At 44.8% G+C, this 18,358-nt stretch carries 18 protein-coding genes; 4 read left to right on the top strand and 14 right to left on the bottom strand.

The window, feature by feature from the left end:
• Window position 1 precedes the first annotated feature (1 nt).
• The 11 genes from AB6E54_RS05080 to AB6E54_RS05030 all read right to left on the bottom strand — a co-directional run bounded on the left by AB6E54_RS05080 (window position 2) and on the right by AB6E54_RS05030 (window position 9,726).
• Window positions 2-523, bottom strand: a complete 522-nt coding sequence (locus AB6E54_RS05080; RefSeq protein ID WP_017061278.1) for a DUF2878 domain-containing protein — start codon at window positions 521-523, stop codon at window positions 2-4.
• Window positions 501-1,781: a cyclopropane-fatty-acyl-phospholipid synthase family protein gene (locus AB6E54_RS05075; RefSeq protein WP_017061279.1), complete on the bottom strand. Its 1,281-nt coding sequence runs from the start codon at window positions 1,779-1,781 to the stop codon at window positions 501-503. The genes AB6E54_RS05080 and AB6E54_RS05075 overlap by 23 nt, the downstream gene beginning before the upstream one ends.
• Before the next feature lie 105 nt (window positions 1,782-1,886).
• Entirely contained in the window at window positions 1,887-2,693 is an 807-nt protein-coding gene (locus AB6E54_RS05070) for a DUF1365 domain-containing protein (RefSeq protein ID WP_017061280.1), read from the bottom strand.
• A complete protein-coding gene (locus AB6E54_RS05065) occupies window positions 2,690-3,961 on the bottom strand; it encodes an NAD(P)/FAD-dependent oxidoreductase (protein ID WP_102428126.1) in 1,272 nt (423 codons plus the stop codon). Before AB6E54_RS05065 ends, AB6E54_RS05070 begins: the two co-directional genes overlap by 4 nt.
• Before the next feature lie 2 nt (window positions 3,962-3,963).
• Window positions 3,964-4,695 carry an SDR family NAD(P)-dependent oxidoreductase gene (locus AB6E54_RS05060; RefSeq protein WP_017061282.1) on the bottom strand — a complete coding sequence of 244 codons (732 nt, stop codon included), beginning with the start codon at window positions 4,693-4,695 and terminating at the stop codon, window positions 3,964-3,966.
• Window positions 4,695-5,126, bottom strand: a complete 432-nt coding sequence (locus AB6E54_RS05055; protein ID WP_017061283.1) for a nuclear transport factor 2 family protein — start codon at window positions 5,124-5,126, stop codon at window positions 4,695-4,697. Before AB6E54_RS05055 ends, AB6E54_RS05060 begins: the two co-directional genes overlap by 1 nt.
• A 14-nt stretch (window positions 5,127-5,140) precedes the next feature.
• Entirely contained in the window at window positions 5,141-6,556 is a 1,416-nt protein-coding gene (gene phrB, locus AB6E54_RS05050) for a deoxyribodipyrimidine photo-lyase (RefSeq protein ID WP_065583940.1), read from the bottom strand.
• Entirely contained in the window at window positions 6,553-7,500 is a 948-nt protein-coding gene (locus tag AB6E54_RS05045; RefSeq protein ID WP_017060965.1) for a DUF523 and DUF1722 domain-containing protein, read from the bottom strand. Before AB6E54_RS05045 ends, phrB begins: the two co-directional genes overlap by 4 nt.
• Before the next feature lie 174 nt (window positions 7,501-7,674).
• Window positions 7,675-8,355, bottom strand: a complete 681-nt coding sequence (locus AB6E54_RS05040) for a ChrR family anti-sigma-E factor (protein WP_017060966.1) — start codon at window positions 8,353-8,355, stop codon at window positions 7,675-7,677.
• Window positions 8,348-8,995 carry a sigma-70 family RNA polymerase sigma factor gene (locus tag AB6E54_RS05035; RefSeq protein ID WP_017060967.1) on the bottom strand — a complete coding sequence of 216 codons (648 nt, stop codon included), beginning with the start codon at window positions 8,993-8,995 and terminating at the stop codon, window positions 8,348-8,350. Before AB6E54_RS05035 ends, AB6E54_RS05040 begins: the two co-directional genes overlap by 8 nt.
• A 110-nt stretch (window positions 8,996-9,105) precedes the next feature.
• Window positions 9,106-9,726 (bottom strand): LON peptidase substrate-binding domain-containing protein, encoded by a 621-nt coding sequence (locus tag AB6E54_RS05030; protein WP_017065084.1) that lies wholly within the window; start codon window positions 9,724-9,726, stop codon window positions 9,106-9,108.
• Between the two features lie 252 nt (window positions 9,727-9,978).
• On the opposite strand from AB6E54_RS05030, the gene AB6E54_RS05025 reads away from it, so the two are divergent.
• Window positions 9,979-10,365 carry a tautomerase family protein gene (locus AB6E54_RS05025; RefSeq protein ID WP_017072356.1) on the top strand — a complete coding sequence of 129 codons (387 nt, stop codon included), beginning with the start codon at window positions 9,979-9,981 and terminating at the stop codon, window positions 10,363-10,365.
• Window positions 10,366-10,491: 126 nt separating this feature from the next.
• Here the strand turns inward: AB6E54_RS05025 and AB6E54_RS05020 are convergent, their stop codons facing one another.
• Window positions 10,492-11,289 carry a DUF4344 domain-containing metallopeptidase gene (locus AB6E54_RS05020; RefSeq protein WP_017060970.1) on the bottom strand — a complete coding sequence of 266 codons (798 nt, stop codon included), beginning with the start codon at window positions 11,287-11,289 and terminating at the stop codon, window positions 10,492-10,494.
• 326 nt (window positions 11,290-11,615) lie between these two features.
• On the opposite strand from AB6E54_RS05020, the gene AB6E54_RS05015 reads away from it, so the two are divergent.
• Both AB6E54_RS05015 and gltS read left to right on the top strand, forming a co-directional pair.
• Window positions 11,616-11,972, top strand: coding sequence for a YibL family ribosome-associated protein (locus tag AB6E54_RS05015; protein ID WP_017060971.1), 357 nt, complete (start codon window positions 11,616-11,618; stop codon window positions 11,970-11,972).
• Window positions 11,973-12,288: 316 nt separating this feature from the next.
• A complete protein-coding gene (gene gltS, locus AB6E54_RS05010; protein WP_017060972.1) occupies window positions 12,289-13,515 on the top strand; it encodes a sodium/glutamate symporter in 1,227 nt (408 codons plus the stop codon).
• A 437-nt stretch (window positions 13,516-13,952) separates the two neighbouring features.
• Here gltS and AB6E54_RS05005 read toward each other — a convergent pair whose 3' ends face one another.
• Window positions 13,953-14,609: an NAD(P)H-dependent oxidoreductase gene (locus tag AB6E54_RS05005; RefSeq protein WP_017061511.1), complete on the bottom strand. Its 657-nt coding sequence runs from the start codon at window positions 14,607-14,609 to the stop codon at window positions 13,953-13,955.
• Between the two features lie 291 nt (window positions 14,610-14,900).
• On the bottom strand, window positions 14,901-15,767 hold the full coding sequence (locus AB6E54_RS05000; protein WP_017070219.1) for a hypothetical protein: 867 nt from the start codon (window positions 15,765-15,767) through the stop codon (window positions 14,901-14,903).
• Between the two features lie 571 nt (window positions 15,768-16,338).
• Here AB6E54_RS05000 and AB6E54_RS04995 point away from each other — a divergent pair.
• Window positions 16,339-18,231, top strand: a complete 1,893-nt coding sequence (locus AB6E54_RS04995) for a PTS mannitol transporter subunit IICBA (protein WP_017066361.1) — start codon at window positions 16,339-16,341, stop codon at window positions 18,229-18,231.
• Window positions 18,232-18,358: the final 127 nt, after the last annotated feature.

The raw sequence follows: 18,358 nt of genomic DNA, 5'->3' as shown, positions 1-18,358 counted from the left end.
GTCACCTCGTTATTGCCATTTTAGGTTGTATTAAGTTGGAGTAGGCGGCCACCAGTAAGGGCAACAAAATCCCCCAACTTATTGCAAGGGCAGCAACTACCGATGCATCTGGCCAAGTAGTAAGAAGAGCACCTGCTTTGATGCCTCCCCAATAACTACTAGTACCTGCTACGAACCCTATGACAAACAAGATCACTTTCGAGCATTTTAAAAGCCAATTTAGGCTGTGGTTAAAACTGATTAAGAACATGATCCACAGGCAGACAAGCCACACCGGGAACCACGATTGATTCGCAATTTCAGAGTCGACGGCAAACACGCCGAAGTGGAGTAAGAGGCTATCAAGCAATAGCCCCAATGGTAATAAAATGAGTATCTTCAAATCGCTACTGCGAGTCGGTGATAGAAGGAAGTGAACCACTACAATCAGTGGTGTGACGAACGGGGCTTGCGCGGTAAAGAAAGCACTGCAAACCCAGGTCGCTTGAAACAGTACGAGATTAATAATCCAAAACCGCTTCATCTTTTTCTCCAAAGTAACGAGGTTTTCTTGCGACTACATGGTGAGTGCTGATCACGCGCTCTTTGAATGCGCCTTCACAGTAGCAGAAGTAGAAGGTCCATAAGCGTTTAAACTCTTCTGAATAGCCGAGAGACTCTAGCTCTTCCCAACTATTTTCAAAGGCGATATTCCAATCATTCAGCGTTCGAGCGTAGTGCAGGCCAATGTCATCAATTTCTTGAACCACAAGGTCGGTGCTGGTCGCAAGGTGTTGGGTCATCACTGAAACAGAAGGTAGGCAACCGCCGGGGAAGATGTACTTCTGAATAAAGTCGACACCTTTGCGGTATTTGTCGTAACGGCTGTCAGCAATAGTAATTGCTTGAATCAGCATCTTGCCTGAGGGCTTAAGTAGCGAGGAACATTTTTCAAAGAAGGTTTGTAGATACTCATGTCCGACCGCCTCTATCATCTCGATCGAAACCAACTTGTCATACTCACCAGTGAGATTGCGATAATCCTCTTTGAGCAGGGTGATTTTGTCGGTTAAACCAAGCGCTTTTACTCTCTGTTCAGCAAGTGCATGTTGGGCATCTGAGATCGTGGTAGTGGTGACGTGGCAACCGTAGTGTTGCGCCATGAAGATGGCTAAGCCGCCCCACCCTGTGCCTATCTCGACCACGCTATCTTTCTCAGACAGTTCTAGTCGCTCACAGATGGTTTTCATTTTGTTTTGTTGAGCCTTCGACAAGGTTTCTGCGTCTTCGCTGTAGATTGCGGAAGAGTACTGCATCGAGCTATCTAAGAAGCGCTCATACAGCTCGTTGCCAATATCGTAGTGGGCGAGAATATTTCGCTTAGAGCCTTGCTCGGTGTTGGCATTCTTACGACGCAGCAATAGGTTTTTGATGCGAGAAATCCATTGTGTCTTGTCATCAAGCTCATCCAATTGGGCTTGGTTACGAGCCATGATTTGAATCACACGCGTTAGATTTGGGCTGGTCCATTTACCATCGATGTACGCTTCAGATGCGCCGATACTGCCGTTGATGACCACATCTCTAAAAAAGGTCGCATCATGAATCACGATTCGACCTTTCAAGTCTGCTTCTCGATCACCGAACACCGAATGCTGGTCGCGCTCAATGATCTCGAGCGTCGCGAATTGCAGGCTTTCTAACACCTTGAAGATTAAAGCTCGATATTTACAGTTGCTTGAAACAGCAACGGCTTTAGCTTGTTGTTCAATATTGTTGTTTTGTTTGGCAAGCTGTTCCATGTAAACCTCGCTGATAACTCATTCTAATATTTTGTGCCAACTAAGCTGAGTTCTGCTCCTTGATTGGAGCGAACCCAAGCTTCAATTGAGTTCTTTCATGTGCGCTTAAGACGTTGAGTCTGGATGCGCCACAAACGGTACTTTTTTCAGGAATAATTTGAGAGCCTGATAATAAATTCCCATCACGACTTTTATCGTCATCGCCGGAATCTTGAATACCGTTCGTCTAATGTTTGTCTTGGTTACTGACTGCTTCGTCAGAGCCAGTGTCGCATCGAAAAGCTTGTCGTCTCGGCGGCTTTCGATGTGAACTAACGTGCGTTTCGCTGGTGGCTTAATCTTCCAAAAATAAGTCATGTTCAAATCCATGAACGGCGAAACGTGAAACTCTTTTTTTACCTTCAATTCTTGGTGCATGTCGATGAGATAGTAGTGTCTTTCTCGCCAAGGCGTGTTACTCACCTCAGCCAACATGTACTTACAATCTCCAGTCTCGTCATAACAGAAGAAACAGTTGATTGGGCTGAAGTAGATGCCTAAACAGCGGCACTGAGCCAGCATCGTCACACGGTTTGAATCAGACCAAACCCCACCAAGTTGTTGCACTTTGGAAGCTATACGTTGCTTAAGTGATTTTGGTTCATCCGTGGTGACATTTTCTTTTTTTTCAGCGAGATAATCCGATTCGACAAAGCGAATCGGGTTGTACCAACGAGTTCCGAACAGCGCACTGCGCGCTGTGGTTTGGGGCAGCTCATCAAGATCTAACCCCATCATATACAGCTGATAGCTGAACTCATGAGTGATGTCGCCAAAGCGGCGATGTCTGACGTTACCCCAATAGATACCGCTGAGCTCTTCACTCTTTTCGGATGCGATCCCCATCTCGGGTGTCAGGGTTTGACTGTTCATAGCGCGGAACTCGTACTCAAATCTAAACCGAAGCGTTTGGTCACATCGAGTGCACTGTGGACACCGTCTTCATGGAAGCCGTTATACCAATAAGCGCCAGCAAAGTGCGTCTGGTTTTTGCCACAGATTTGCTCACGCTTGTGCTGAGCTTCGACCGTGTTCGAATTAAGTACCGGGTGATGATAAACAAAGCTGCGAATAATTTTTTCTGGGTCGATGGCTTCGCTTTGATTCAAGGTGACACAGAAGGTGTCTTGGCTTTCGATGCCTTGCAGAATGTTCATGTTGTACGTGACACAAGCAGGTCGTTTACTGTCGCCATCCAACATGTAGTTCCAGCTTGCCCAAGCCAGTTTCCTGTCTGGTAACAAGCGAGTATCGGTGTGCAGAACCACTTCATTGCGGCTGTATGGGATTTCGCCCAGTACCTGTTGCTCTTGTTCTGTTGCATCACCAAGCAAGCGTAAGGCTTGGTCTGAGTGGCAAGCAAAGATTACTTCGTCGAAACCTTGTGCGCTGCCATCTTCAAATTCAATCGTGACGCCTGTTTCTTGGCGAGTCACTTGTTTAATCGATGTATTCAGTGCAACAGTCTTACTTAGGCGTGAAAGGATGATTTCAACATAAGAACGCGATCCCTTTGGTATCACATACCACTGAGGACGGTTCGCGATATCGAGCAATCCATGGTTGTAGAAAAACTGAATGAAGAACTTGAGCTCAAACTCTTCCATTTCTTCCAAGCTTGTCGACCAAATCGCCGCGCCCATCGGTAAGATGTAGTGCTGGCTGAAAAAGTCGGAAAATTGATTATCTCGTAGGAAACTGCCAAGGGTAACGTCTGGTGTGAATTCATTGCTTTCAAACTGAGCCTTACACAGCTTGTTGAACTTGAGAATGTCAGACACTAAAGACCAGAACTGAGGTTTGAAGATGTTGCTCCTCTGCGCGAATAACGAATTAATGCTGTGGCCGTTGTATTCAAACTTGGTCGTCGTGTTGTGGACGCTGAAGCTCATCTCAGTCGGTTGCCTTTCGACATCGAGTTGTTCTAGAAGCTGATTGAAATTCGGGTAGGTTCGATCGTTGAATACGATGAAACCTGTATCTATCGAAAACGCCGAGCCTTGATGTTCAATATCAACGGTCGCGGTGTGCCCCCCAACGTAATCATTCTTTTCGAATACTGTTACGTCGTGGTGCTTATCTAATATATGCGCGCAAGTGAGTCCAGAGATACCTGAACCAATAATGGCGATTTTCTTCATTGTTATACCATCCTTGAAGCGAGTTTTTGCCAAACTGGAGTTGGGAGCATTCTTAGTAGCTTCATCAACATGATGAATCGTCTTGGGAAATCGATTTCACTCTTTCCTTGAGCGATACCATTTACGATTCGCTGAGTTGCGGCCTCACTACTAATAATCATAGGCATAGAGAACGTATTTCGCTCGGTTAATGGCGTTTCAACAAAGCCAGGGTGCACAATTGAGACATGAATGTTGTGCGTTGCCAGATCAACCGAAAGTGTTCTGCCTAAGTAGGTGAGGGCTGCCTTTGAAGCGCCATAAGCCTCGGCTCTTGGCAAAGGTAAAAAGCTGGCGCTGGAGCTGACTAAAACCAAACGGCCGCCGGGCTTGATGTTTTTTAACCAAGCTTTAAGGGCGTAGCCAATTGAAATTAGGTTTATGTTGATGACGCGCTCAAAAAGCTCGGCATCAAAATTCACTGGGTCGTCGATGTACTCACAATCACCCGCATTTAAAATCAGCAGATCGAGCGGCTTGTCTTGGTCGAGTTCTGGGAAGTTGTGGTAATCAGTCAAGTCGAAACAGAGCGGTGAAATTGATGAATGCGCGACGTCTGTCTCGTGCGAGTCAACTAAGGCTTGCAGCTTGTCTGAGTTGCGGCCACAAGCAATCACCTGATGCCCTTGCTGAGCGTAATCTTTAGCTAGGGATTGGCCGATACCAGAGGTCGCGCCTGTAATCATAATACGCATTATCGGCTCGCCCTCTTTTTGATGGATTTGATCGCGCAGCCCAGTACTGGAATGTGTTCGTACAACATAGAGCCGACGTCGAGGTAGTCTCTGTGGTAGACCACTTGACCGTCGAGCATCTTAAGGTGGCTGTGCCCTTGTACTTCGATTGGCTTTTGCCCATTTAATTGCTTGTGAGCAAACTGCATCGTCCAGTAAACGGAAGCTTCGTCGTTCGCTTCGAAAGTGTGTTCGATATGAAAGTAACAGCTGGTTACTTGGGTGTAGAGGTTCTCGAAGTAGTGCGTAAGCGCCGAAATACCGCTGACATGATGCAGCGGATCTTGGAATTCAATATCAGGGTGATAAACCGTCTTAAGCACGTCGAAATTGTCGGTTCCGAGTTCTCGATACATGTTGAGAAAGTTATCAAGCCATAGAGAGTTATCCATAATATTCACTCTAATTATTTGAAGAAGGCTAAGGCTCTCAATCGTGCTTCTTTATGCTCAACGATGGGTTGCCAGTATTCGCTGTCTATTCCGTTTTTAGCGATAAAGTCATGTGGGAAATGTACATGCTTATCTGGGATATTTTGCAGCTCTGGTATGTACTTACGAATAAAAATTCCTTTTGGATCAAACTTTTCACTCTGAGTGATTGGATTGAAAATTCGGAAGTAAGGTTGAGCATCACAGCCAGTACTTGAAGCCCACTGCCAGCCACCATTGTTGGCACTAAAGTCTCCGTCGATAAGGTGCGACATAAAGAAACGCTCGCCCCAACGCCAGTCAATAAGCAGGTGCTTGGTTAGGAAGCTTGCCACCACCATTCTTAGTCTGTTGTGCATCCAGCCCGTTTCAACCAGTTGACGCATTGCGGCATCAACCAATGGATATCCTGTTTTTCCTTCGCACCAAGCTTTGAAGCTAGGATGATCGTGATACCAATCTAAACCATTGTATTTTTGCTGAAAGTTAGCACCTTTGACCAGTTTAGGGTGGTGGAACATCAAATGCTTATAAAAATCTCGCCAAATCAATTCATTGAGCCAACAAAAGGCCGGTAATTGCGTATCAAATAACAGATCGGGTTGCTGCTGAATCAATTGAATCGCTAACCAACGTGGGCTCACGGCGCCAATCGCTAAATAAGGTGATAGCCCCGATGTTCCTTTAACTGAGGGAATATCTCTCAGACGTGCGTAGTCGTTGACTTTATTGCCTAAGAAATTGGGGATCACATTGCCCAATACATCTTGGCTTAATGGCCAGCGACTCGAATCAACACGCGGAAAATCGAAATCATAGTCAGCAGAGATGGTTAAGGCTTGTAAGTCGTCAGGAAGCTGTGTTTGTGAACGTTCAGCTGACTCGACAGGAGCTGGACTGCAGATGATGCCTTTCACCTGAACTTCTTTTAACCAAGCGTTCTTAAAGGGCGTAAAGACTTTGAACATCTCGCCTTGTTTGTTGAGAACGCTACCGAGTGGCAGCATAACGTCACAATCGCTGATCTTCAGGTTTAGGCCGCTTGAAATCAGCTTTTTATCGCGAGCTTGTTCATCGACCTCTGGTTCAGAGTTAGCGTAGACGCACTTGGCATCAAGCTGCTGGCACAAATCGATGAGCTGTTTGGATTGGTCGTCAAAGTCGCTAGCTTTCAGGTGAAGCAACGTTATCCCGAATTCAGCGAGCTGGGAATCGAGTTGTTTTAGATGACGATAGATGAAATCAGCTTTGATCGGCGCAAGGTGGTGTTGCCGCCACGTTTGAGGCGTTGAAATGAAAACGGCGGTCGTTACGCCGTTTTCAACTGCCGCGACGAGCGCTGGGTTATCGTGAATCCGCAGGTCTCGTCGTATCCATAGTATGTCGCTCAATATCCGTATCTCAGTTTAAGTTCTTGAGGGTGCGGGTTTAGGTAAACCTGTGATTCTAGGTATTCGTTCGGGTATTCCATCAGGTAGTGATTGATCAGTGTCAGTGGCACTAGCAGTGGAACAACGCCCTCTCTGAATGATGCGATCTGGTTGGTCAGCTCTTGCTTGTGAGCGCTACTCAGTTGTTTTTTAAAGTAACCCTGCAAATGATGCAGCGTATTGGCGTGACTGCCTCGATTCGCGTGATGAGACAACGCCGTCATCAAGCCTTCGATGTATTGAGCCGCTAGTTCGTCGATATCTAAATCATTACCCGCTAGCAGTTTGCCTAAGCTTTTGTAACCCTCAACGTGGTGACACATGACTAGATATTTGTGGGCGCTGTGGAACTGAATCAGTTTGTGCTTGGTCACACCTTCATCCACAAGATCGAGCCATTTTTGGTAAGTGAACACTCGAGTCATGAAGTTTTCACGCAAAATGGGATCGTTAAGGCGGCCGTTTTCTTCAACGGGAAGTAACGGGTTGCCGTCCATAATTTGTTGGGTGAACATGCCTATGCCTGTCGATTCAGAGCCGCGACCATGGTGGTGGTACACCTTCACGCGCTCCATGCCGCAGGTTGGGCTTTTTTGACACACAATAAAGCCAGCAATGTGTTGGTTTTTCTTTGAGTAGTTTTGACCGAACTCGATCAGTTCGTTGGTCACATCACCTGAGCCATCAGGGCGAGAAACATGGATGATGTCATCTAGCATTCTTGTTTGACGAATGGTTGGACGAGGGGTTGGAAGACCAACAGCCATCTCTGGGCAAACAGGTTCCAATTCCACGTAGTCTGCTAGGTCGTCTGTACAAAAACGAGAGCGTTTATGACCTGTGTCGAAACGTACTTTATGTCCAGCAACACATGCACTGATACCGATTTTGATTTTCTTTTCCATTGGCCAACTCCTTTGCTCTTGCTCTGAGCTTTTTCTTATAGTTCAACATTGCTAATCGTATTTACAGAGCTGGGTGTGTTTTTACTTTGACACCGTAGTTGTTTTTATTCAGATGTAGTGACGATATACAGGATAGCTTTATGCCATCCTGTATATTTATAGCCTGCAACTGGGTTAATAGATATATTTTCCAAGTGGATTGAATAGTTGGCTCACACCTTTTGTGAAGTAAAGCGCATCACTTGAAACGGTTAAACAGACACAACCTTCTTTTGTTGCCGGTTGATGAGTGTGATTGCCATCCAACCAGATGAAGTCACCTTTGTTGTAAACGCCCATTTCGTCTTCGAAACTGCCCTCTAGAAGAAGCGTGATCTCGAAGCCTTTGTGGGTGTGGCAAGGCACTTGTCCATCTTTGTCGATGTGCAACAAGCTGGTGTGGTGTGCTTCGTCAGCAAAATCGAGTCTTGCTCGTGAAATTTTGCCTAGGTTCATCCAGTCCTTTCTCGCTACTGAGTTTAGAGCGCGAGGGATTGTGAATGTCGTGTCAGCAACAGTTACTTTCTGAACCTCTGGAGTCACTTCAACAGACTGAGAAGTATCAGCTGTGATTTGCTCTATCGCGTCAAAATCAAAGTCCATGTCGTCCATTGAGAAGCTGTCTAGATCTTCATTTGAGAATACTGGCTCTGCGTCAAAAGCATTATTCGCTGCTACAGCTGTAAGCTGCTTGACTTGTTGTTGGCAGTGTTCACACAGCTCTACATGGCTAGAAACAATCAAAGAAACTGAATCAGCCAACGTGCCATCGACGAAGTCTTTCAAGATTGCCGCGTTTGGGTGATGTTTAATCATGGTCTTGTTCCCCCATGTGAACTTTTAATTTGGCTAAAGCGAGTCTCAGACGTGATTTCACTGTTCCAAGTGGGACGCCAAGTTGCTGAGCGAGTTGCTCTTGAGAGAGCTCTTGAAAGTAAACGCCTTTGACGATGGTTTTCTGAGCGAGAGGCAACTTTTCTATTTGAGTCATTACGTGTCGGCTCATCAAATGGTCACCGAATGGCAAATCTTCGCTTTGAGACTCGGCTACCATCGCATCGATTGGCCAGATATCGTCGGCTATCGTTTGTTCGGCTTTCGCTTTCACTTTGCGCAACATGTCGAATGCTGCATTACGCATTACCGTGTAGACCCAAGTGGTCGCAGCGCCTTTATCTACATTGTAGAGATGTGCTTTCTTCCAAACATTAGTCATCGTGTCTTGAACTAGCTCGTTTGCAGCAGCTTCGCCACCCAACTTACTGATACCAAAACGCTTGATCTTAGGAGCGAAGAACTTGAACAAACAGGTGAACGCCTGCTTGTCTCGGTCTGTACCAACCAACACCAGCCAGCTCGAGAGCTCTGTAGGTACTTTGTTGTCTGTAGGTACTTTGTTATCGGGAATAATGACATGCTCCTTGCCGTTCCCTGAACTTCTGCTTTCCACTTGCATAGTAACTAACCATCATGCGAATTTGATGGGCACTACGTGAAAGGAGAAAGTCAGGATCACTTTAATTTAAATTAATTTCTACTATACAAAATTATAGTGAAGAAAAGTGCTTATTGCCCCGTAATGATTTGATTCAAAAAAGGAACTAGAGACGGAAAACTGGCTGGCTCAGTAAATTCTGTTTTCTTTTCCAGTGGGATAGGCATCATTTCGAGCAATCGCGCACAGATCCATTGTGGGCTCTCAAAATCAGGAGTGGGATAGAGTGTTCTTATCGAATCGTGGTCGCGAAACAACTGAACCAAAAAAGCGGTAAACACGTTAGGCACTTTATATTCATCGGTAGGCCAGTGAGGCAACAAGCTGAACTTACTTTTAATCAGGTCATCATCGTCTCGAAACGACCCATGCAATTGCACCAACTTTTCGCCTTCGACATCAATTTCTAATATCTGGTCGTCCGACATATTGAAGTCGACGATGGTCACCTTTGTTCCCCAAGAGCTGAGATGATCAGAGTTAGATTTGTCTTGAGTGGCGATAATGAAACCATCGCCCTGCGCTGCGTGAGCGACCATCGCGAGATACTTTGGCTCAAAAATGCGCAGTCTTTGTCTGCCTCCCGGTAAAAGGAAGATGGGGAGGGGAAACACAGCGAGCTCCAGAGAAGACTCTACGGGTGTTTCTGGTTCGGCGTCTGTCCGCGTGGTCTTCCTAGGTGAATTCGGCACATAGTACTCCTTAGTTCAGATGTGATTCGAGAAGATATACGCGGGGAGGGTGGTGTTCGATCAATTCGCTTCGGCTTATGTTCGCAAAGGGATAGATATTTTGTTGCACCTGTTCATAAATTCATTGTTTTTACCTTTTCTCATACGCGTCATTAGGTAATATATGAACAAATAGTAAGCGAATGGGTAGTTGCCAGACGATGCTTCTATCTGACGTTCTTCTATACCTAACATCGCATCAAAGGAATGGTCATGATTGTTATTTATGGTATCAAAGAGTGCTTAAATCCAATTAAGTTGCAGCTCTCTAATGTGTTGCAGCAGTGCTTGAACAGTGAAATGGGTTTACCCGATGACAAGCGAGCACATCGGTTTGTGCCATTGGAACGAGATGACTTCTTTTACCCGGAAGGAAGAACAGAAGCCTATACCGTCATTGAGATAAATATGATGGAAGGTCGAGCGGTAAACACCAAAAAGCGCTTAATTAAGAAGATATTTTCTGAAATAGAGAAGCAGTTAGCTATCTCTCCAATTGATATTGAAATTTCCATTAAGGAACAGCCATCGCATTGCTGGGGATTTCGAGGGATGACCGGCGATGAAGCTCAAGATCTGAAGTACAAAGTGAACGTCTAGGGTTTAAGCTCTTAACTCTTAACTCTTAACTCTTAACTCTTAACACGTAAGACTTAAGCCAATCTATCGAGTGACGGCTTTGGAATTTGATGCCAAAGCCGTTTTCCTAGTTCTCGACACTAACCTTTAAGCATCGTCACTCTTTTTTAAATACTGATGCCAATTTTCATTGATCACGTCAAAGTGCTCAACGCAGAACTCTTTTCTGTCTTTCAAATAGTCGTTTTCCACTTCATCGAGCAAGTTCTTATAGGCATCGGGATCGCTGCCATACACCAAGCATAACGTGGAGAAGTAACGCTGCAGGTCGAAACTGTGCTCGTCGATGTATTCCCCCAAGTCGTAATACTCTGGGCGGTCTTCTGACTCGAAAGCGAACATGTCTGCAGCGCTGATAGCAGCGTCGGCCCCATGCTCTACGTAGTTAAGCAGTAGCACGGTTGCTAGGTTATCAACCGCATCTTCTTCTTTACCCAATATGGCAATGTTCTGATCTTCGATATACGCATGCCCAGTCTCGTGTAGCAGGGTGTGCAGCAAGGTATCAATAGCGCCGGTTTGCGCAGATTTCCCATACTCTTTTTCGTATTGGTTCTTCTCAAAGTAATTGAGTGACTCAGCGTAAAAACTGTAAGGGATCAGTACTTGATGGGTTTGTGGATCGTAGAGTGGTCCTTCTTCCCCGCCATATTGAATGGTTAATGGCTTCTCAAACATGAAGAGTTGGTTTGATAGGTCGACCACGGTGTCATTAACGCCACTGCTTTGAATCTCTCGTTTGAGCTGCTCTTCTTCGGTATTTTGCGGTGTAGAGTACTCGACGATTAGGTTACTTTGGGTGGCTTGTTCACTAGATGCATAAGTTGTGGCAAACATTGCACTCAGGGCTAGGCTGCAGGTCAATGTTCGTTTCAATAATGTCATCGGCTATCCTTGTGATTACGTTGCGATTCAGAGTCGTGCTGGGGGTAACAACTCCAAGCTGTGTACCCTGATTTAGTTATTGCGTTAGAGTATAAGTTTAGACGGAATTTTGATGCATCGAGGACTGCAATTTTTGAAGTAGGCGCTATCCTATCAATGAATAATCCGCTTAGAGATTCGCCACAAAGAATAAGTAAGCTGAATGAGCGGTGTCGATGTGATTCGTTTCTATTGGTAATTAACAGATAAATTTCGGTTCAACACAACCCTTGTGCTATACTCCGCGCCCCAATCCGAATTGGCTTGTTTAATCTTAGGAAATTATTATGAGTGTTAAAAACGAACTTCAACAAATTAACAACCGTCTAGACAAGTGTCGCCACAAGTTAGATGCTGCTAAAACTCGTAATGATCGTCCTGTTGTTCGTCAGTTCGAGGAAGAGATTAAGAAGCTAACTAAGAAAATTGCCCAGCTTAAACACAAAGAAAGCTATGATGTGAACCAAGAGCGTAAGTCTCTGGTTGATATGCCATTTAGCCGTGAGATCACTAAGGCTGAGCAAGCGGATATGGGTAAACTTAAAAAGTCTGTTAAAGGACTCGTAATTGTTCACCCAATGACGAAGATCGGTAAAGAACTTCGCATTGAGGTTATGACTGGTTACGCACCGAAAAAATTCTAATTACCAGCGATGGTGATGAAAGAGGAGCTAGAAATAGCTCCTTTTTGCTTTTTTAGGTATTAAGAAAGCAGAGTCAGCGGCATAGATACTCACGCCGTTTTCAACTTTTAGGAGGTGATTGTTGTCACAAATCCTTTTATCTCCTATAAAAGTTAACGTGCTACTAACATGGTACTAAGCGATCGCAGTAATGTGTTCGCTTTTCGAATCCACACTTTCTCTCCAGTTTGTATAAATATAGGTAGAGCAGCACAAATAATTACAGATAAAACTAGACTCATTAGGGAAGATGAGAACGTAAAAAAATAGAGGTTATATGAATCAATTAATTTCAATTGGACCACTAGAATCCTTCCTAATCGCGATTAGTGTTTTGTTTCTAGGTCATTTCGTCAATGCAAAGCTTCCGATTCTCAAAAAGTACAACATTCCAGAGCCCATTGTCGGCGGATTGATTGTCGCTTTTGCTATTACAGCCCTGCACTTTAACGGCCTTGATCTTGAGTTTTCCTTGCCCCTGCAGAACACGTTTATGTTGATGTTCTTTGCAACGGTCGGTCTTGCGGCGAACTACACGCAGCTGATAAAAGGTGGTGCTAAGGTATTCCTATTCTTAGGGGTAGCGTCGGTTTACATCATTATCCAAAACGGTGTAGGCGTAACCTTAGCTACGGCACTAGGCCTTGAACCCTTGATGGGTTTGATTGCTGGCTCTATCACCCTTTCGGGCGGTCACGGCACAGGCGCGGCTTGGTCTCAAACTTTTGCAGACACGTTTGGCATTGCAAATACGCTAGAAATCGCGATGGCTTCAGCGACCTTTGGTTTGATCATCGGTGGTATTATCGGTAGCCCAGTGGCGCAAAAGCTGATTGATAAAAACCAGCTTGAATCTGAGTACGGCACTGGCACGCAAACACATGAACGCTTCCCTGAACTTGTTACTTACAACGAGTATGAAGAAGACAAAGTGACGGCGAAGAAGGTGATTGAAGTGTTGTTCATCCTTCTTATCTGTATCACGGGTGCGAAGTACCTAGAGCAGTGGGTGGCGACTTTTGAAATTTCTTGGTTGATGATTCCTGACTTCGTTTACGCGTTGTTTATCGGTGTGTTCATCACTAACGTGTTTGAAGTGACTAAGCTGCATAAGACTGACAGCGAAACGGTCGATATTCTTGGTACGGTGTCATTGTCACTGTTCCTAGCAATGGCGCTAATGAGCCTTAAGCTTTGGAACATATTTGACCTTGCGATTCCGTTCTTGGTTATCCTGGCGGTTCAGGCGGTTGTGTTAGGTATCTTCTCTTACTTTGTGACGTTCAAAGTAATGGGTTCTAACTACGACGCAGCGGTTATGGCAGGTGGTCACTGTGGTTTCGGCCTAGGTGCAACACCAACAGCGGTAATGAACATGGGCTCTTTGGTGAACCGTTTTGGTCCTTCACCACAGGCGTTCATGGTGGTGCCAATTGTTGGTGCCTTCTTTATCGATATCGTTAACCTGATTATCCTTCAGGGTTACATCTCGTTTATCGGTTAATGTTCGCCTTTACTTAAACGCAATGTGCTTATCGCACTAAGATGAATACAAGAAAGCCAGTCTGTTGACTGGCTTTTTTTGTTCTTGTTTATCGAGGTTTTCTTGCCTGATACCCCTGCGGTTAGGGCTCTGTCACATCAATAACTAGTGCGTGTTGATCTTTCGAGCTGATTTTTGCAGTGAGTTGCAGGGTATTTATACAAGGCAGAGGCATCGATGTGTAGCTAGCCTACATGAGAAGCCGATAACGCAGTAGAAATGACCAGCAAACGCTGCCCGAAGGGTTCGAGCTGGGCGCCCCCGCAAAAAGCGTTTTACTCTTTGTTGAGGGAGGTTTGCTTAGAATGACTAGGCTACTTCTCCCTCACCGCGATTAAAACGCTTTTGACTAGGCGTCCCCATCCGAACAAAATTTAACCACGAAAGGTCAACACGCCCTAAAGTGTTGTAACGACTTCATCAAGAGCTAGGCGCGCTTTTGGTTTGCCGTAGTTGTAGTCTTCGCCGTCTTTGTGGTAGCCGATAGCTAGCGCTACATCAACAACGTGACCTTCTAGTTCGTCAGCAAACTCTTCGCTGATCATAGCTGCATCTACACCTTCCATAGGTGTTGAAGCGATACCTAGACGAGCTAGTGTGTGCAGTGTGTTACCTAGTGCGATGTAAACTTGAGACTTAGTCCAGTTACCGTTGAAACCTGTTTCGTCTGTGTTCATTTCTGCGAATGCGTAAGCACCTAAGAATTGCTCGTACATTTCAGCTGGTAAGTGACCAGAGCTTACTTCTGTATCAGCACGCTTCGCGAATTTCTCTTTAGTGTACTTAGGATCGTGAGCAAACAGGATCGTGTGTGACGCTTCTTTCGCATGTGGTTGGTTAAACTGGAACATGTTTTCGAAAGTATTGTGGAAGCGTTGTTTTGCTGCGTCACTCTCAATGATGATGAATTTCCAAGGCTGAGAGTTGATAGAAGAAGCTGACAAGCGAAGTGCTTCTTTGATTACTTCCATGTCTTCCGCAGAGATGCGCTTTTCTGCATCGTATTTTTTAGCTGTGTAACGAGTGTTTAGATCAGTAATGATTGGATGAGTCATGTTGAATCCTAATATCTATCAATAATAAATGTTGTAGGGTTTTATGTTCAGTTACGTCAACAATAAACGGATAACCAATTTAAACGAATCTCAATAGATTGAACGTCTAAATAGTTATCGAACATGCCCCAATAAATCGAGTATCTGCGGTAGCTCAAGTCGATGGGTGTAAGATAATAGAAGAATGACTCGGGAAAAATAGCGAACATATCAAATCACTATGGTTAATAATGTCCATAATGATTCAATAAGTGTGATCTTAATGGAGGTGGAATCTCTAGATTCAGTAGCTTAGTACGCTTTGATACCATATTGGCGCAATAATGGCGGAAGTACGCTGTCTAGGTTGGGGATATCTTCTGGCGTGATTTCGATTAAACCAAAACCATGCTCTTCATAGATTTTTCTCGTAGCTTCACGTTTATTTTCGGCGATTGGCGCAGAATCAGTTCCCCAGAACTGGATGTATACTTTGCCACTTGGTAGATAAAAATCGCTGATCACTTCTTTTGATATCGGAAGCGGACGCTCGTACGCATGGACCACTCCTGCCATATAAAGCCAGTTATCAATGATCAGCTCTCCCTTTGATCGAACATAATGCCCGTCTAAGCTTCGGTGCTTCGCCTCAAATTTCTGACGAAAACTGGAGAATGACACATCGGTCGAGTGGCTTTCAGCATCATGCCCTAGGAATTCAACAACAGACTGCTTTAAACGTTTATTGCGAACCAATGAGTCGTGCCATACCACGAATAAGTTTTGAGTCGCTTTGTCTTCTCTTTGTTCACCTCCGGCTTTTAAGCCTGTAGAGGTGACATGCCAACCGTCTTCTTCTTTTGTTATCCAACCAAGCTCGTTGAGCAGTAAGTTGATTTTCTTTGCGCTGAGTTGAAAGGCACTGCCAAGCTGGGTGGCGGTGAGTGTTTTTCCTGAGAATGAGTCCAAATCGATAAGCAGTTTCTCTGGCCAGACAATAAAGACACCAAACTTCTTGTGTTCGACATATTCCCCACCAAAGCTTTCTCCCCGTTCTGTGAGAATCCAACGCTCTTGTGAACGCACTATATAGCCCGCTGTTTTTAGATCGCTAAATAAAGCTTTAGCTTCTATGCCTTTTTGTTTAGCGAGTGCGGATGTGGAAATTTTGTCTGACATAGTCTTTTCTCAAATAGCGGAGTGATCAGCTGATGGGTGTTGGAGATATATATGATGCGATAGCGTTGGTAAATACCATATCACATCTATCAATGCTAACTGCAGTTCAGTGGTCTATGTTTTTAGTAGAGCGTTAGGTCTCGTTTTGTATGTTTAGCAAAATGTAGCTCAACCTGTAATTAAATTACAGGAATCGCGATTTTGCTCATCTGGGTGCATATTTTATATACGTGACACGATGTTCTTTTATACGGTTTATATAGATCTTAGATGCTATATTTTATTAAATGTGACTTTGATCACATTTTATTTTTAAGTATTACAAAATAAAATGTGATCTAGATCGTGTATTGATGATATCTATTCTCATTAATTTGGCTTTGTAATTTAAATTCATGGTGTTTTTGTGATCTAAGGTGTGCTTGTTAACCCGAAAGTGTTTTTCGTGTGTGATGGCTATCACGAAAGTTGGGCTAAGGTGCATTTTGGAAATGTTGTGATACATTTTAATCGACTTTTGAGTACACACTTTCGGTCATTTGACCAACCAATACATTACGGGGTTCTACCTATGTTATCACCAGAAGCAAAGATTAAGGTTCAAAACTTTGGTCGTTTCTTATCCAATATGGTAATGCCAAACATCGGCGCATTTATTGCGTGGGGTTTCATTACTGCACTATTCATCCCAACCGGTTGGTGGCCTAACGAAACGTTAGCATCAATGGTTGGCCCTATGATTACATACCTACTGCCACTATTGATTGGTTACACCGGTGGTAAAATGGTTGGTGGTGACCGCGGTGCGGTAGTGGGTGCCATCACGACCATGGGTGTTATCGTTGGTACTGATATCCCAATGTTCATGGGTGCAATGATTGTGGGTCCACTAGGTGGTATCGCAATTAAGAAATTCGATGAAGCTGTTCACGGTAAAGTGAAGAGTGGTTTCGAAATGCTAGTGAACAACTTCTCTGCGGGTATCATCGGCATGATCTGTGCGATCATCGCGTTCATCGTGATTGGTCCTGCGGTTAAGATTCTGTCTGGCGGACTTGCGGCTGGCGTAAACGCAATGGTAGAAGCGGGTGCACTACCTCTAGCATCTATTTTTGTTGAACCTGCGAAAATTCTATTCCTAAATAACGCAATCAACCACGGTATCTTCTCTCCACTAGGTATCCAGCAATCTGAAGAGATGGGTCGCTCTATCTTCTTCCTAATCGAAGCAAACCCAGGTCCTGGTTTTGGTCTTCTACTTGCTTACATGGTGTTTGGTAAAGGTAGCGCGAAGCAATCTGCTGCTGGTGCATCTATCATCCACTTCCTAGGGGGTATCCACGAAATTTACTTCCCTTACGTTCTAATGAACCCACGTCTAATTCTTGCGGTAATCGCAGGTGGTATGGCGGGTGTATTCACTAACGTAATGTTCGATTCTGGCCTTATCTCTCCAGCATCTCCAGGTTCTATCTTCGCAGTCTTACTGATGACGCCAAAAGGCTCTTACATCGGCGTGATTCTATCTGTTATCGCAGCAACGGCAGTATCGTTTGTTGTAGCGTCAATCCTTCTTAAAACATCAGCGCAAGATGATGAGGAAGATTCACTAGAGAAAGCTTCTGCACAAATGAAAGACATGAAAGCGTCTTCTAAAGGTGCAGCAGCAGAAGCAAACGTAAACCTAGCGGATGTAAAAGCAGTTTATGTAGCGTGTGATGCGGGTATGGGTTCAAGTGCAATGGGTGCAGGTCTACTACGTAAGAAAGTAGCAACAGCTGGCCTAGACATTGAAGTAACCAACTACGCAATCAACAACCTACCGGCTGATTCGCAAATCGTTATTACGCATAAAGACCTAACAGACCGTGCTCGTAGCACTGTGCCAGGTGCGATGCATATGTCTCTAAGCAACTTCCTAGACGGCGGCGTATACGACCAACTAGTTGCCGAGCTTGTCGATGCTCAAAGTGGTGAAGCGAAAGTAGAAGCTCCGGCTCCTGCAGCAGCTCCAGCGCAAGAAGGCAACAAGCTTGCACTCACTGACGACAGCATCTTCCTTGGCCTTAAAGCGACTCAAAAAGAAGACGCAATCAAGTTTGCTGGCGAACAATTAGTAAAACTTGGCAACGTATCACCAGAATACGTAGATGGCATGTTTGCTCGTGAAGAGCTTGTGTCTACTTACCTAGGTGAGTCTATCGCAGTACCACACGGCACAATCGAAGCGAAACAGTACGTACAAAAAACCGGCATCGTTTTCTGTCAGTACCCTGAAGGTATTCAGTGGGGCGAAGATGAAGATGATATCGCGAAGATGGTTATCGGTATTGCCGCACAAGGCGATGAGCACAACATGGTGCTGATGGCGATTACCAATTCACTCGATGATGAAGAAGCTGTGGAATGCCTACAGAACACAACAAACCCTGCTGATGTTCTACGTATTCTCAACGGAAACTAAAAAGCTCTAGTCAAGCTCCTGAGTGAAGGAGGTCGGTATCCCCCTACTGGCCTCATTTTCGGTCTTAATCTTTCTAACAAGATTCAGTCTGAATAGCTTACTGCTTAATGCCTAGGGCACATCGTCA

The organism is Vibrio sp. 10N.247.311.49 (assembly GCF_041467655.1).
GTDB lineage: Bacteria > Pseudomonadota > Gammaproteobacteria > Enterobacterales > Vibrionaceae > Vibrio > Vibrio crassostreae_C.
Note: the sequence above shows the minus strand (reverse complement) of the source record. Positions and strands in the feature narration are given on the sequence as shown.